This window comes from Salibacterium sp. K-3, from assembly GCF_054052005.1.
This window is the reverse complement of the sequence record NZ_JBSVZE010000001.1, coordinates 2,150,457-2,165,175: the sequence shown is the minus strand read 5'-3', so window position 1 is coordinate 2,165,175 and position 14,719 is coordinate 2,150,457. Positions and strand designations below refer to the sequence as shown.

The following is a 14,719-nucleotide window of genomic DNA, read 5'->3' as shown; positions in this document are numbered from 1 at the left end:
ATGAGGCGGCAGGCTACCGGAGGCCGCCGACAAAATCACGAAGGAGCGCGATGCTAGTATGTCACTATTTACGATGACGTCCGCCGGCCTGCGACAGGTCAACTTAAAGCCGGACTACCTGCCCGAAAGCAAAGCGGAGATTACCGATATGGAGGCGGTGAGGGCGTCGCTGTCGAGGATACGGGCGGAAGTCCTCGCGTATATCGTCAAGCTGGAAGACCGCGGCCGGCTGAATCCCGGCGAAGGCACACAGGTATTTATGCACGCCCGCAGCCGATACACGAAGGTGATACAGACCGCCAAAAACCGGGCAGCCTCGTCCTACATCGGCAAGTATTACGACCGGCTGCTCGACCGGCTGAACACCGAGTATGACGCGGTGGGCGATATGCTCGAATCTGTCCTCCGGCTGGACAACGAGTTATTTCTGACCGCGCAGGATACGTATTGTGCGCTGCTGGATGACGACCTTTACGTTACATGACGGAGTGTGCGGTATATGCCGGCAACTTCAAGGGACTGCCGCCCCGCCTTCGCCTGACGGCTCGGCTAGGTTATACGTATTATTGCGATAAGATAGTTGACCGAGGGAACGTAGTGACCGAAGGTTATGTTTATGCGATAGCATTCGTTGTATATCGGTATATGTCGATGTATACGGAAGGGTCGATATTTCTCGTCATAATAAAAAAATAATAAATACATTTGTTGTACCAAAATGAACAGTAAAGTAGGAGGGAGTAAATGACAGGCTACGATATACACAGTCTGCCGGTACGCTGTCCGCTAACGGGCGAGCCAATGCGCCGGTACACGAAAGCCCACGCCGTCAAAATGGGCTACCCGTCTCTATCAGCCTACAAACGGGATAACGGTCTGACGTACAACACGCTGCCCCAGCGGTCGAAGGAAGCGATCAAACGCCTGTACAACGTCGATTTTACGAAGTGGGTGCAGGGCTTCCACCAGGCCGGCGACATCCGGTATGTGATGCGGGAATACTTTGCGGACTACGACGAAGCAAGGGCGGCCGGCATCCGGAAGGCATCGAAGTTTCCATTAAATGACGCGGCGCTGTATCGGCATTTTACCGGGGAATCACCGCTGGCTGTATTTGCGCACGGCACACACGCCCGGTATTTCGGCTTTGACGTCGACAGCGGAGAACAGGCGGAGGCCCACGCCCGGCAGTTGATCGCGACACTACAGGCGGAAGGTATTGTGGCGGCCGACATCCACGTAAGCTACAGCGGTGGCAAGGGCTACCACATCGAGTTGTTTACGCGGAAGCACCTGACCTTCGCAGACTGGACGCTGATCGGCCGGTATATTCGGGATCAGGCCGGACTGACCGGCGAGGCGATTGAGTTTCGGCCGACGGCAACGAACGGCCAGGCGTGGAAGTTACCGCTGACATTCCATCCGAAAACGGGCAATTTCGCGGGATTCGTCGACCGGGATACCTTCGAGGTCTACAGCGTGCCGGCGTCTCACGATTACCTGCACGCGATCGAGCAGATACAGGATATGGCCGGTATTTTTGCGATGCTGAAACGAGCCAAGCAGCACGAAGCCGACATTTCACAACGGGAAGAAGAGGTGGCGGCGGCACAGGCCGACGAGCCGGACGAGGACGACGAAAAGGCCAGCCGGAACACAGGCGTGACCATTACGGAGTTTGACCTGTTTAAGTCAGCGGCAGAAAAACGGGATACGGCCGTGAAGTTACTGCGCGATGGATTGCCCGGCAAGGGTACGCGGTGGAAGGCGATGCGTAACGTGCTGATTCCGTACTTAAAAACGGAGTTAGGGCATGACGCGGAAGGCACAGAAGAGATCCTAAAAAGATGGACAGAGGAACAAATCGAGATGGGGCATGTATCGACGTCCTGGGATCAATGCGTTAAAGAGATTGAGGCGTTGATAAGAGATTACTTTCCAAAGGTGACGGGGCTGTATACGAAGGTAAGGGAGGTTGATATAACAAAAAAGGAAATCGAATGGATTGCGAGTGTCATCGAGGCCGGTGGCACACAAGCGAGCAGGGATTTTTTATGGACATGCCTACTACTGGAGAAAGCCTACGCGGACAACGAGGGGGAATTTTTTGCGTCAAGGGAGATGATAACAACGCTACTAAGTAAACCGAAAAGGATCGGCCCGAACACAATACAAAGAAGCCGGGAATGGCTGTCCGAGAACGAGTATTTGCGGTACGACGTTCCTGACAACTATTATACCCAGCGAAAGGCTACAGTATACCAATTAAATAAACCATCACATGTAGAAGAAGACGCAGAAATCATGGACAGCTTCACGTTTGACGATGACACAGACAGCCGTGCCTTACTCAAACAAATCGCTGCCAAACTTTACGAGCCTAAGGCTCTCAAAAAATTAAAACTAAACTAATCATGCGCTTTTCTACTTCTACATCTATCACGATACCACGGTAAATGTACATTGTAAAGGGGAAATGTAAATGTCAGTAGCAGAAACAAAATCACCGACGTTACACACGACTGCCCGCCGCCTCCAAACCAAACTGCAACGCGCCCACGTCACCGACTATGAGGCCGCAATTTCCGCGATGACCGAACAAATCGACGAAGAGGTCGAAGCCTTTCCGGAAACCAAACGTAACGACAAGGGCGAGCAGACATCACCGTTTTTTATCCATAATAAGCGGCGCGCGTTGGAAGTCATGGGGGATACGTTGGACTTCGTGGCCGAAAACCTCGAACGGGAGGCCGAACGCGAGGAAATATATCACCGGACGCGGGCAGAGTGGCAGGCGATGGAACACGAGTACACCATCCGATCCACGTACACTTTGCCGGATCTCATCGACGACCTGCTTAAGGACTATGAAAACGATAAAATCGACGCCTATCAATTTAAGGCCATACGCCGGGAGTACCAACCGTGCGCTCACCGGTTTTGTATCACGTATTTCAAGCCGGCTCGTAAAGATCAGCAGTTTTGTTGCGGGGATTGCAGTCAGAAAGAACGAGACGCCCGCAAAGAGTACCGCCGAACGGAAGCCAGTCCGGACTATTCTGCGCCGACATACTTGCCGCGTGAAGCCTACCAATCAAACAGGCTGGCTACGAACGACAATAAGTACAAGGCGAAAGAAATAGCGATGCGGATGGAAGACAACACAAGGGAGTACCTGACCGGCCTGCATAAAGGCGGGCGTGTCGATCGAGATCGGAATGAAAAGCGTTACAGGCAACCGCAGCTGGACGAGGAAGAGGAAGCATCGGAAGGGAAACACGGAGGTATGTCAACGTTTAATATGTACGAGTTGACTTACGAAGAATTGAAAGAAAAAAGTTTAATAAAATCCCTGCAAGGCGCGTCTTGTGGGCTAAAAAGCCGGGAAAAAATCACGTAGTCAATGAAGGAGAGGGTAAAATGCCTCATCTTCAATCTACCACATACTTTAAGTCAAGTAAAGGAGGCAGAAAAATGAAAGCATACGTAAGCCAATCCGTCCAAAATACCGCCCCGCGGGAATATACCGCCGTGGTGACGGTGAGAACGGCCACCCAAACGTACACGTACGAGAATCACTTTACGCAGTCTAACGCTATCTTTGTGGCGTACAAATCGCTGCAGTCGGCCATCCGGAACATGTTGGAGCAAGAGGACATCGAGGAATTTATCGTCGCCACTGACAGCCGGCAGTTGCCGCAGGAAATAACCGGCACGCGCGTCAACGAGAACACGACGCTCCGCCGGATATTCCTCGAATTTATCAACGAATACAGCGTCACCGTCACGTTTGCAACGGAGGAGGCAGACGACGAATGACCGCGGCTACAGCTTATGTAGACGTGCGGATCGACGAACAGACAGCCGGCATCAAAATCGCGTACAAAGGCGTGGACGAAGTATTTCGGACGCATAAAGTCGGCAGCGTCTATATCAACGACCCGCCGGCCTACAAGACGCGGACATTCCTGTTATTACTCCCGGACATTTTCGCGGCGTTGTCGGAAGGTGTCGAAACAGTACGAATCGCCGGCACGAACGCTTTCTTTATGCGGAAGGCACAGCTGGAATCGCGCGCAGGGTCGATAACGGCCAATTACGGCGTATCCCTCGACATACAGACGTTTCCGCGGAATGGTAACGAAACGCGGATAGAGTTACGGGAGTTATCGGAGGACGCGGACGCAAGAAAATCGACAGTATGGGCGGTGATTGACGATGACGCAATTACAGCCGGCGACATGCCGGATCGTGATACGCGTTGAGCCGATAGAGGACGGAATATACGAGGTGAAAACCCGAATTTCCGACGTGGAAACCGGAGAGATTGCAGGCAGGACGGGCGGAATGTATACGACAACAGACAGGGATTTTATCGCGGGACACGCCGCGAAGCAGGCGAGAGAACATGCAGAGGCGCTCGGCTTCGATGAAGTAAAAGACCTCAAAACCATTTTTAAAGGAGTAGATGAATAATGTTAAAAAACAAAACTCTGGAAGATGCAAAACAACACCTCATGACCTCACATGAAATTAAAACCGGTAATATGGGCTTTTTGGCGCAATTGCATAGAGACGGTAAAGAACAAATCGATCAAATTAATGCCGATACCAAACTGTCGGAGGAAGGGAAGCAGGAGAAAAAGAGGGAGTTTCAAGCTGAATTTTCCATGCACGCGTTTAGACAGCTGCACCAAAGAAAGCAGCAACATGACGTAGAGGTACAAAAGGCAAACCGAATCGCGAGAGAAATAGCTTATCAGAAACCGAAAAAGCCTAGAGCGTCGGAATTAGAGAGATTTCAACAAGATTACAATAGGCTAAAAACGGAAATCATGCTCGAACCTAATTCCAACCAAGCCAAAGAGAAACTAGAAAAATTTATTGATACTTATGATGATCCTTATTATAGAAGTGTCTTTCAGGAAGATTTTGCGGAACTGACATCATCGATATTATCAGATGCAGGCCAAGACGCGAGGAAATTAAAGACAGACCTTTATAAAAAATTCCAAGACATCGAGCCTACGGAAGTAAAGGAAGCCCGTAAATTATATGAGGAAACAAACGAGAAAATGGGAGAGGAACACTTTTTCTTAAATCCGTTGATGGAGCAAGATTCGACTTTGTCACAAAAAGCTAAATTTCAACCAATCATGGGAACTGATAACGTCCAGTACATCGATCGTACCGCTGAAATCTTTGAGGCCATGCCGGATGAAGCACCGAAACCTTATCGAGATGAAGAACTGGAAGCCCAAAAACGCGCAGACGAACGAGCGGAACAAGAACACGCAAGGCAGGCAGGGGCCGACGCAATCATGAGAAAAAGCACAGGATTATAAAAACCAGGCGCCCTTTACCGGGCGCTTTCCTATTGTAATAACGAGGTGATAAAACGTGATAACAGACTATACGCCGACCATTAAACGGATCGGCCGGCTATCTCAAACGATTGCTGAGAAATTAAACGAAGGACATCCCTTTGATGCCGTTAAATACGAAAAAGATGAACTGGATCTAAGGATAAACGGCTTAACAGACGCCGATCATCCGGCATTAAGAAAATACGGCCAAGCTGCAAAAGAGGGCATCGAAGAAGGAATAAAACTCCAGCAGATGCACGCAGCCGGCGAGCCACCTCGAAAGATCAAGCGGCAACGGCGGAAAGTTTCCAAAAAGGAAAAGGCGATTAAAAAAGCTGCGGAAGACATCGGCCGACATGAAAGGGAGGCGATAAAATGGCTATCGTAGGAGACGAATGGATCGGACGAAAACAGCGCGATGAACGGCTGAAAAAATTCCGAAAATCGGCGAAGGAACTCGCCCGGCAGGTCAGCGCAGGCTATACGGAACAGGCCGACACGTTAAAAGGAATGGACGCGGAAATCAAACGGCTGCAGGCGATCAATGCCGCCGAGGACGACGTGGCCGTTTTCGCGTACGAGTATTTCTCGGACGAACGTAACGCCGGCAATGCGGCCGGCAACATCATCCGAAACGATGAGGACGGCACACCGCACGAAACAATGGACGAAATGGCAACGATTCACCGCGATTTTTATGACGTTTGCAACGATGCCGCACAACGGAAAAAAGGCGATAACTACGTCATAGCTGCGCCGCGCGGCCACGCTAAAACGCAGATTATGTCGGTAATACAGACGTTGCACGCACTTGTATACCGGCGGAAGGCGTACGTACTGATGTTATCGGAGACGGATTCGCTGTCGAAGAAAATCGTGGCTTCCGTCGCCACACAGCTGAAATACAACGAAAAGCTACGGGAGGATTTCGGTGAGCTGCTTTACTTGCAGACGTTACGGAATGCGAAGGACAACGACGAGGCGTTTATTACGACGGGTAACGTGCTTGTCGAAGCGTCATCGGCAAACAAATCGCTGCGCGGGAAAATGCACCTCGGCTACCGGCCGGATCTTGTTATCGCGGATGATATTTCTTCGATCAACAACGAAGGCACGGAGACGCTCCGCACGCAGCTTATCGAATGGTGGAACAGCGTCATCACGCCGATCGGCTCGAAGGACACCGACATTATTTACGTCGGAACGATGGTGACGCAGTCCGGCCTGCTTGCCGAATTGTTAAACCGGCGCGACTATCACCGCACCTTTTATCAGGCGATTATCAAATATCCGGACGCGCTGCAATTATGGCAGGACTATGAGCAGCTATACGTAACGGAAGATAACTGGCAGGTGGTCGAGGACTTTTACCGCCGTAATGAAGAGGAAATGAACGAGGGCGTACAACTCGCGTGGCCGGCAAACTGGACATACCGGGAGTTACTACACCGCAAAATCAACATGGGGGCGAAGTCGTTTGCCAGCGAATTTATGAACGAAAGTTATGCCGACGACGAGGCGGTATTCCGCGTGGACGAATACGAGTTTTACCGCCGCGCCTTCCATGAAAACAGCGAAACACTCGAATACAACGGCGAATATTACAAATTCCGCGACATGACGATCACCGGCGCATGGGATGTCGCGATGGGCGCGAGTGAACGGTCAGCCTTAAACGCGTTCGTGACCGTCGGCAAGGACGAAAAAAGCGGCCGTATGTTCGTATTGGACGTCTATGCCACGCGGGAAGTACCGTCGCAGTTTATGGACGCGATTCTGCAACGCATGGCTGAATACAAACACGACCGGGTTATCGTTGAAGGGATCGGCGCGTATTCCGAATTTCACCGGCAGCTGCAGGAAGACGCGCGGCGAGCCGGGCTGTACAGTACGCGCGTCGAACTCATCAAATCCCACGGCCGCAAAACGAAGGAAAGCCGAATCGAGCAGCTGGAACCAATGTTTGCAAATAAGTCGCTCATTTTAAACGAACGGCACGGCATCCTGCTCGAACAACTCCGGCAGTACGGCCAGCGAGGGCAGTCGTTGGTGGATGCTATCGACGCGCTATCAATGGCGGTGGAGAACGTGAAAAAACCCAAACGCCGGATCACCGACAAACCGGCGTGGCTGTAAATAACGGAAAAAACGAAGGAGGACGATAATATGTCAAACGGAGGCGCAGCGTGGAGCAAGCACGAAGCCGCAGCAAAAGCAGAAGCCGCCAAACAGCCGACGGAGGAAATCGTGTCTTTACCGATACAGGACGAAACCGGCCTAACTGTACCGGCCGGTAGTTACCGGATTAACGATCAGCAAAAGAAGGCAGCGCAGCTACTAGCCGCGAACGATATGGCGATGAAGAAGGAACGGATGTCCTTTCAGGATATATCCGCGAATATTGGCATCCACCACGATACGCTCAAGACGTGGCGGAGCAATCCGGAATTTCAACGGTATAAAAACGACATCGTTACGCTTTCCCTGCACGACGCTCAGGCGATGGCTACGTCGAGGCTGATCGAGATGGCCGACGGGAGTATTACCGGCACACCGTCGATGAAGGCGATCGAACTTATCATGAAGCTGTCCGGCCGCTTATCGGACAAGCAGGAAATCACGGTGAAGAACGACACCTCGAACGGTATGAAGACGGTAAGCGACGAGGAACTCGACGATATCGTCCAGCAATACGCGGAGATGCACGATCAAGACGAGGTGATCGACGTCAAGCCGGAACAGCCGGACGAGGAGGCGAGCGAATCACCGGAATAAGTAACGCGGGGCTGCTTCGGCGGCTCCGTCTTTTTTTATGTCGCACAGGGCGATCCTCGCGCAATTATTTTCCGACCGACGGGTGATGGCACGTCTAATCGCAAAATTCGACGCTTGACTTGTCCGGCATAATGCGGTATTGTTATCGGTAAATGACACCGCGTAGAGATGCGATGCGGTATCGTATGCCTTCCGGTAAGCAAACGCTGATATGGTCGGTCTTGTAGCGTTATTGTCCGCTTATGGCGATCCCTTGACGGTCTCGAAAACCGTTAGGGGCTTCACGGCCCGCGAGGGTTCGAATCCCTCTTCCTCCGCCATTTTAAAAAATATGTTTATGACTTCTTATATAGTGGTACAGTACGAATGGTGCTCATTGCAGCACCATTCGTTTTTGTTGAAAAGAAAAAAAGAATTTGGTAACGTTAAACATGTCAGGCGAACGAATACCAGCGTTGGTCTGAGCGTTAGCAAATCAAGGTTGTAAGAGCACCACGAATCAGCAGACACATACACTTTTGAAGGAGGAGTTTCATTATGGCAAACCATCAACTTCCAGAATTACCTTACGCATTTGACGCTCTTGAACCTCACATTGATGAAGAAACAATGAAAATTCATCATGGGAAGCACCACAACACTTACGTGACCAAACTGAATGCAGCACTGGAAGGTCACGACGACCTGGCAGGTAAAGACGTAAACGACTTGATCAGTGACCTTAACTCTGTGCCTGACAGCATCCGTACCGCTGTTAGAAACAACGGAGGCGGTCATTCCAACCATACTCTGTTTTGGCAGATCCTCAGTCCGAACGGCGGTGGTGAACCGGCCGGCGAACTTGGCGATGCCATCAAGAGTAAATGGGGCAGCTTTGACAAGTTCAAAGAAGAATTCAAAAATACCGCACTCGGTCGTTTCGGTTCCGGCTGGGCCTGGCTCGTAGTCAATAATGGCGAGCTTGAAATTCAGGACACGCTGAATCAGGATTCCCCAATCATGGAAGGCAAAACGCCTATCCTCGGCATTGACGTATGGGAGCATGCGTATTACCTGAAGTATCAGAACCGCCGTCCCGACTACGTGGATGCGTTCTGGAACCTCGTGAACTGGGATGAAGTAGCAAAGCGCTATAACGAAGCGAAATAAATAAGAACGATAAAAGAACTGCTCTTTGGGGGCAGTTCTTTTTTTCGCTTATATGACCGGTTGTTTCAGGAAGAGCGGCTCTGTTTATTGAATAACCGTCCGCCGCCTGCGGCACAATAGAAGCAGGGGCGGTGGGGACATGTTACGATCAATCACAAAAATATTCTTGGGAAATGTTCCAGTAACAAAAAATTTATTTATGCTTCTTATCATTGGAGGATTGTATGCTGTATCCATTGCGCTGTCCAATACATTTGTCAATATTTATTTGTGGAAGCAGTCCGGGGAGATTCGTGACATAGCCCTGTATCAGCTGGCTTCTGTCATTCTGCAGCCGCCGGCTTTTCTTTTGGCGGGATATATTGCCAAAAAAGCCGACCGGATTTACACTTTACGGGCCGGTGTTTTTATTTTGACGGCCTTTTATCTGTCCGTGTTGATAGCGGGGGAAAATGCAGAACATGTTCTTCTTATTCTCGGCTCCCTGCTCGGTATTGGATTTGGATTTTACTGGCTTGGATACAATGTACTCACGTTCGAAATTACCGAACCGGAAACAAGGGATTTTTTTAATGGGTTTTCCGGATTGTTAACGTCTTTCGCAGGTATGATCGGACCACTCAGCGCAGGTTTTGTCATCACCTGGATGCCGGAGACACAAGGGTATCAGGTTATATTTTTTCTTTCTTTTTTTCTGTTTATGATGGCTGTACTTCTCAGTCTTAAAATGAAGCACCGGCATGCCCGGGGGCCTGTATATGTTAAAAAGGCGGCAGCTGAAATCAAAAGGAACAGAGACTGGCGCCGGATTCTTTATGCCCACTTTATGCAGGGAAGCCGGGAAGGCATTTTCGTTTTTGTCATCATTTTGTGGGTGTACACAGCAACCAACAGTGAGCTGGCGCTTGGTACGTACGGCTTTGTCACGTCAGCCGTTTCATTTCTTGGATACTTTATCGTCGGCAGGATGCTGAGGCCTCATTTTCGTAAACATGCCATATTTATTGGAGGGGCTCTGCTGCTTGTGTCCGTTTTTTTTATCGTATTTCATCCGTCATTTCCCCTGCTGTTGACTTACGGGATTCTTATTTCCGCAGCTTATCCCCTGATGCTTGTTCCGTATGTTTCCCTCACCTATGACGTGCTGGGCAAAGCATCAGATGCCGGAGCGATGCGAATTGAATACCTTGTGACCAAAGAATGGTTTATTAACAGCGGCCGTGCTTTTTCCATCATTTTTCTTCTGATAGGGACTCTCTTTTTTTCAGACAAGACCATCATTCCCATTCTCATGGTCGTATTCGGTGCCGGACACTTCGCGGCGGCATGGTGTATTAAAGAAATTGACACGTCGTTTCTGGTGGATAAGAAAAAAGTAAACGGTGGTATGCCGGAAAACGGAGGAGGAGACTCAGTAACTTGAGTGCTCCTTTTCTTTTTGTTCTCCTTGAAGTATGCTAAAATGAACAGGGTATTGGAACGGATATGTATGAAAGGGAGAGGAAACCAGGTGGCAAATAAGAAATCAGGAAACAATCATGTCCCTTTCCGCTTAAATCTGCTGTTTTTTGCGGTCTTTCTTTTGTTTTCGCTTTTAATTTTCAGGCTGGGTTATATTCAGATTGTACAGGGTGACGAGTTTGAAAGCGATCTGGAGGAGTCTTCCTCTGAGCAGCAGGCCCGCATTGATGCACCCAGGGGGTTGATGTATGACCGCAATGGCGAGATCGTCGTTGATAATGAACTGGCACTTTCTCTGACGTACACGAATAAACAGTCTGTATCTTCAAAAGAAAGACTGAAGATTGCGGACAGGCTTAGTGAACTTATTACGATCGAAACAGATGAAGATGAAACTCTGGACGATAAACTGGACAAACGAACGAAACAGGATTACTGGATAGCCACGCATCCCAAAAAGGCTGAAAATCTTGTGACCGCAGAGGAACGGGAAGAAGCTGAAGAGGAAGATAATGAACTGTATAATCTCCAGTTGGACCGGATAACTGAAGAACAGCTGTCGTCCCTGGATGATGAATTAAAAAAAGCCTATATCTGGGGGCAGATGGTGAGCGGTTATTATGATACGCCGTACCGTATAAAAAAGGATCTCACCCGGAATGAAGCCCATAAAATCAGTGAACGTCTGGATTCACTTCCAGGGGTGGATATTCTGCGCGATGCACAGCGCCAATACTTATATGAAGATGCATTTCCGGATTATTTCGGAAATATCGGCTCCATTCCGCGGGAGCAGCTGGATGAGTACCTCGCAAAAGGATATGCAAGAACAGATGAAGTGGGAACCAGCTTTCTGGAGCAGCAGTACGAGAATGATCTCCGCGGCAAAAAAGGAAGCATCACAGATGGAGACACCTCGAATGGACGCCGCGGGAATGACCTGGTTCTTTCCATTGATATGGCTTTGCAGCAGGAAGTGGACACCATTATTCAGGAAGAGATGGATGCACTTTCGGGGAGCTTTATTAATGAACCCAATGCGTATATTGTTATGATGGAACCCGATACCGGCCAGGTCCTCGCTGCTGCAGGATATCAGGACCAACTGGGGGTTACCGCAAAGTCTTATGAAATGGGATCGACGGTTAAACCGGCAACGGTGATGCTCGGTCTCGATACAGGAGCTGTGAACCAATACACGACCATTGTCGACCAGCCGTTGAGTCTGCCGTCCACCCCAACCATCAGTTCTGTGTACAATATGGGGCCGGTGAATTATTATGATGCGATTGTCCAGTCTTCCAACATATATATGTCCTATGTAGCGATGAACCTGGCAGGATATCAGCCGGGCATTAATCAGAGCTGGGCGAGTACGACGTACAGCCAGGCTTTTGATACCTTCCGCTACTACTATGATCAATTTGGACTGGGAGCGACGACCGGAATCGACTTACCAACAGAATCAACGGGAATTACGGGTGGGAATACACCTCCGGGAAGTCTTTTATATTTGAGTTTCGGCCAGTTTGACACGTATACGCCGCTGCAGCTTGGACAGTATGTATCCACCATTGCCAATGACGGGTACCGGATGCAGCCCCGTCTTGTCGAAGAAATACGGCATCCCAATCCTGATAAGGATGAGCTCGGCGCTGTGAAAAAGCAGTTCGAGCCGAATATCATGAATAAAATCGAGGTGGACAATCAATATATCGATATGGTACAGGAAGCCATGAGAGGCGTTGTTAATGAAAGCAACGGTTCCGCCTATTCGGACTTTCAGGGAGCAGAGTATACGGCCGCCGGTAAGACAGGAACAGCGGAAATTACGCTCCGTCAACAAAGTTCGGGGGCATCGGTGGACGGCGTGAATCAGGCCTTTATCTCATACGCCCCATATGACGATCCAGAAGTAACGGCAGCTGTTATTGTACCCGGGCTGCATGAAAGCTCGGATGTTGCCAAAACCATTGCGAGAAGAGCCCTCGATACCTACTTTAACCTGAAGGAAAATCCTGAATCTCCTTCTTTGGAAGAAAAGGAAGAAGAATAAAAAAACGACAGCGTCCCTGAAAAAGGGAGCTGTCGTTTTTAAGATGTAATATGTTTTATAATGCTCCGGTCACTCATGGTACTGTTTAATTCGTACCGGCCCGGCTGAATGGAAGAAGCGCGTCCGCTTTCCTGCAGTCTGTTCTGAAAAGCAGAGCCGTCATCGATCATTTCAAGCTGCTGCAGGAGAGATGCTACATCGCCGCTTGTCATACCTTGTTCAATATGTAAGATCGTTTTTATTTTATCGCTGTTTCCATTCTCCGGTTCCGCTGCATTTTCTTCTTCCAGAGCGGTGTATTCCTGTTCCGTCAGCACGATATAACCGGAAGATTCGAGAGTAGCGGCCAGCTGTTCTTCGTCCATGGCGTTTGTTTCCCCGTTTTGTTTTTCCTGTGTGGTTTGTTCCGGAGAATCGGACGGGGACTCCTGTAGCGGTGCAAGAAAATAAACGGCGGCCAGACAACAGGCGGCGGCAAACCACCCAAAAGCAAACAACTGTATGCTTGTACGTGTCACATCAGTCCCTCCCTGCTGTGGTTACCAGCCAGCAGCTGCTCCACTTCATTGGTTTTTAATTCCATGACCGCGGCAATTTCTTCGATACTTTTATTCTGCTGGTATAATTGATACGCTTCATGGACAAGTTCCTCCTTGGAATTTTTTCTGGCAGAAGGGGCATGCCCCGGAGCTGTCAGCAGTTCTTCTTCGAGGATACGAAGCCGTTGTTTTACCTGATAGATATCTCCCATCACCTGCAGGGAACGCTGCTCTGCTTCATCTTTCCATTCTTTCTGTTTATTTCCTGCCAAGAAAGAAAGCCCAAAGAGAAACACGCCGAAGAGAATGGAAGAGAGTATTACCCACTCCATGATCTTCCTCCTTTCCATTGACCATGTCTCATATTATACATGCTAACCCCTGCGACGAGAATGATTTTGGTAGATTCTATCGATTTCCGCGCAGTCATGCTTGATACGTTCGGCATTATTTGCTATTATAATTAGGTATGAATGATGTTTAAAACGTAAGGAGGGAATACCATGCGTGTACAAGTGACCATGGCCTGCACGGAAACAGGAGATCGTAACTATATTACGACCAAAAATAAACGTAAAAATCCGGAACGCATTGAGTTGAAAAAATTCAGTCCGCGTTTGAATAAGCACACACTGCACCGGGAGACCAAATAAGCAGCAGGAGAGACCATCTCCCCTGCTTTTTTAATAGGTATAAACGTCCAGCAGGCAGATGCTGCGGCGTTTTTTTATGAAGAAAAGAATTGTGTTTTGTGAATGGATGTTTTCGTGCACGTAGTATCGAAATCAATACAGAAAAAGGACGGAAAAAGGGTGAAACAGAAAAAAGAAATCCGCCTCCAGATCAGGAATACGTTTCAGCAGATGCCTTTATCCGAACTGGAACAGCAGAGTCGAACGATTTACCACCAGCTGTTTCAATCCTGTTTATGGCAGAATGCTTCAACGATTGCTGTTACGATGTCGACAAAAAATGAAATCAACACAAAGCCGGTCATTGAACAGGCATGGCGGGAAGGGAAAATAACCGGCATACCAAAAACAGAACCATTGGATAAGACACTGGCTTTTTATCATATTACTTCATATGAGGAAACAAAACAGGCTTTTGCCGGCATTTGGGAACCGGATCCAACAGCTGCTGTTTTGCTTCAGCCCGGTGCCTTTGATCTGATCATCGTCCCCGGGATGGCATTTGACCGGGAGAAATACCGTATAGGTTTTGGCGGAGGATACTATGATCGTTTTCTTCAGAACATCGATGCGCCTGCATGTGCTTTATTGTATTCTTTTCAGCTGTTTAACTGGATTCCCCGCGAATCACATGATATTCCGCTTGATTTTCTTGTTACAGATACGGGTATCTTTTGAAGA

At 49.2% G+C, this 14,719-nt stretch carries 17 protein-coding genes; 15 read left to right on the top strand and 2 right to left on the bottom strand.

Annotated elements, in window-relative coordinates; all coding sequences use genetic code 11:
- Positions 1–58 precede the first annotated feature (58 nt).
- The 13 genes from ACW9JV_RS10820 (at position 59) to ACW9JV_RS10760 (ending at position 12,807) form a co-directional block, all read left to right on the top strand.
- The gene (locus ACW9JV_RS10820; RefSeq protein WP_457334124.1) at positions 59–484 is read left to right on the top strand and encodes a hypothetical protein; all 426 of its coding nucleotides are present in this window, start codon (positions 59–61) and stop codon (positions 482–484) included.
- A gap of 317 nt (positions 485–801) precedes the next feature.
- Complete coding sequence (locus ACW9JV_RS10815) at positions 802–2,412, top strand: TOTE conflict system archaeo-eukaryotic primase domain-containing protein (RefSeq protein WP_457334122.1); 1,611 nt, start codon at positions 802–804, stop codon at positions 2,410–2,412.
- Between the two features lie 70 nt (positions 2,413–2,482).
- Positions 2,483–3,400, top strand: a complete 918-nt coding sequence (locus ACW9JV_RS10810) for a hypothetical protein (RefSeq protein ID WP_457334120.1) — start codon at positions 2,483–2,485, stop codon at positions 3,398–3,400.
- Positions 3,401–3,420: 20 nt separating this feature from the next.
- Positions 3,421–3,819: a hypothetical protein gene (locus tag ACW9JV_RS10805; protein WP_457334118.1), complete on the top strand. Its 399-nt coding sequence runs from the start codon at positions 3,421–3,423 to the stop codon at positions 3,817–3,819.
- Positions 3,816–4,265: a hypothetical protein gene (locus ACW9JV_RS10800; protein ID WP_457334116.1), complete on the top strand. Its 450-nt coding sequence runs from the start codon at positions 3,816–3,818 to the stop codon at positions 4,263–4,265. Before ACW9JV_RS10805 ends, ACW9JV_RS10800 begins: the two co-directional genes overlap by 4 nt.
- Positions 4,219–4,476: a hypothetical protein gene (locus ACW9JV_RS10795; RefSeq protein WP_457334114.1), complete on the top strand. Its 258-nt coding sequence runs from the start codon at positions 4,219–4,221 to the stop codon at positions 4,474–4,476. Before ACW9JV_RS10800 ends, ACW9JV_RS10795 begins: the two co-directional genes overlap by 47 nt.
- Positions 4,476–5,345 carry a hypothetical protein gene (locus ACW9JV_RS10790; protein ID WP_457334112.1) on the top strand — a complete coding sequence of 290 codons (870 nt, stop codon included), beginning with the start codon at positions 4,476–4,478 and terminating at the stop codon, positions 5,343–5,345. The genes ACW9JV_RS10795 and ACW9JV_RS10790 overlap by 1 nt, the downstream gene beginning before the upstream one ends.
- 55 nt (positions 5,346–5,400) lie before the next feature.
- A complete protein-coding gene (locus ACW9JV_RS10785) occupies positions 5,401–5,754 on the top strand; it encodes a hypothetical protein (protein ID WP_457334110.1) in 354 nt (117 codons plus the stop codon).
- Positions 5,742–7,502, top strand: a complete 1,761-nt coding sequence (locus tag ACW9JV_RS10780) for a hypothetical protein (RefSeq protein WP_457334108.1) — start codon at positions 5,742–5,744, stop codon at positions 7,500–7,502. Before ACW9JV_RS10785 ends, ACW9JV_RS10780 begins: the two co-directional genes overlap by 13 nt.
- A 30-nt stretch (positions 7,503–7,532) precedes the next feature.
- Positions 7,533–8,141: a phBC6A51 family helix-turn-helix protein gene (locus ACW9JV_RS10775; RefSeq protein WP_457334106.1), complete on the top strand. Its 609-nt coding sequence runs from the start codon at positions 7,533–7,535 to the stop codon at positions 8,139–8,141.
- A gap of 537 nt (positions 8,142–8,678) precedes the next feature.
- Positions 8,679–9,290, top strand: a complete 612-nt coding sequence (locus ACW9JV_RS10770; RefSeq protein ID WP_457334104.1) for a superoxide dismutase — start codon at positions 8,679–8,681, stop codon at positions 9,288–9,290.
- A 139-nt stretch (positions 9,291–9,429) separates the two neighbouring features.
- Positions 9,430–10,713, top strand: a complete 1,284-nt coding sequence (locus tag ACW9JV_RS10765; RefSeq protein WP_457334102.1) for an MFS transporter — start codon at positions 9,430–9,432, stop codon at positions 10,711–10,713.
- An 87-nt stretch (positions 10,714–10,800) separates the two neighbouring features.
- Entirely contained in the window at positions 10,801–12,807 is a 2,007-nt protein-coding gene (locus ACW9JV_RS10760) for a peptidoglycan D,D-transpeptidase FtsI family protein (RefSeq protein WP_457334100.1), read from the top strand.
- A gap of 38 nt (positions 12,808–12,845) precedes the next feature.
- Here ACW9JV_RS10760 and ACW9JV_RS10755 read toward each other — a convergent pair whose 3' ends face one another.
- Both ACW9JV_RS10755 and ACW9JV_RS10750 read right to left on the bottom strand, forming a co-directional pair.
- A complete protein-coding gene (locus tag ACW9JV_RS10755; protein ID WP_457334098.1) occupies positions 12,846–13,325 on the bottom strand; it encodes a hypothetical protein in 480 nt (159 codons plus the stop codon).
- Positions 13,322–13,678 carry a hypothetical protein gene (locus ACW9JV_RS10750; protein ID WP_457334097.1) on the bottom strand — a complete coding sequence of 119 codons (357 nt, stop codon included), beginning with the start codon at positions 13,676–13,678 and terminating at the stop codon, positions 13,322–13,324. Before ACW9JV_RS10750 ends, ACW9JV_RS10755 begins: the two co-directional genes overlap by 4 nt.
- A gap of 171 nt (positions 13,679–13,849) precedes the next feature.
- On the opposite strand from ACW9JV_RS10750, the gene rpmG reads away from it, so the two are divergent.
- Positions 13,850–13,999: a 50S ribosomal protein L33 gene (gene rpmG, locus ACW9JV_RS10745; protein ID WP_090925779.1), complete on the top strand. Its 150-nt coding sequence runs from the start codon at positions 13,850–13,852 to the stop codon at positions 13,997–13,999.
- A gap of 159 nt (positions 14,000–14,158) precedes the next feature.
- On the top strand, positions 14,159–14,716 hold the full coding sequence (locus ACW9JV_RS10740; protein ID WP_457334094.1) for a 5-formyltetrahydrofolate cyclo-ligase: 558 nt from the start codon (positions 14,159–14,161) through the stop codon (positions 14,714–14,716).
- Positions 14,717–14,719: the final 3 nt, after the last annotated feature.

Excerpts from the sequence above, each read along its gene's own strand:
- ACW9JV_RS10820 (WP_457334124.1), top strand. The coding sequence starts at position 59 with ATGTCACTATTTACGATGACGTCCGCCGGCCTGCGACAGGTCAACTTA.
- ACW9JV_RS10765 (WP_457334102.1), top strand. The coding sequence starts at position 9,430 with ATGTTACGATCAATCACAAAAATATTCTTGGGAAATGTTCCAGTAACA.
- ACW9JV_RS10750 (WP_457334097.1), bottom strand. The coding sequence starts at position 13,678 with ATGGAGTGGGTAATACTCTCTTCCATTCTCTTCGGCGTGTTTCTCTTT.
- ACW9JV_RS10770 (WP_457334104.1), top strand. The coding sequence starts at position 8,679 with ATGGCAAACCATCAACTTCCAGAATTACCTTACGCATTTGACGCTCTT.
- rpmG (WP_090925779.1), top strand. The coding sequence starts at position 13,850 with ATGCGTGTACAAGTGACCATGGCCTGCACGGAAACAGGAGATCGTAAC.
- ACW9JV_RS10780 (WP_457334108.1), top strand. The coding sequence starts at position 5,742 with ATGGCTATCGTAGGAGACGAATGGATCGGACGAAAACAGCGCGATGAA.
- ACW9JV_RS10800 (WP_457334116.1), top strand. The coding sequence starts at position 3,816 with ATGACCGCGGCTACAGCTTATGTAGACGTGCGGATCGACGAACAGACA.
- ACW9JV_RS10805 (WP_457334118.1), top strand. The coding sequence starts at position 3,421 with ATGCCTCATCTTCAATCTACCACATACTTTAAGTCAAGTAAAGGAGGC.
- ACW9JV_RS10795 (WP_457334114.1), top strand. The coding sequence starts at position 4,219 with ATGACGCAATTACAGCCGGCGACATGCCGGATCGTGATACGCGTTGAG.
- ACW9JV_RS10815 (WP_457334122.1), top strand. The coding sequence starts at position 802 with ATGCGCCGGTACACGAAAGCCCACGCCGTCAAAATGGGCTACCCGTCT.
- ACW9JV_RS10775 (WP_457334106.1), top strand. The coding sequence starts at position 7,533 with ATGTCAAACGGAGGCGCAGCGTGGAGCAAGCACGAAGCCGCAGCAAAA.
- ACW9JV_RS10810 (WP_457334120.1), top strand. The coding sequence starts at position 2,483 with ATGTCAGTAGCAGAAACAAAATCACCGACGTTACACACGACTGCCCGC.
- ACW9JV_RS10790 (WP_457334112.1), top strand. The coding sequence starts at position 4,476 with ATGTTAAAAAACAAAACTCTGGAAGATGCAAAACAACACCTCATGACC.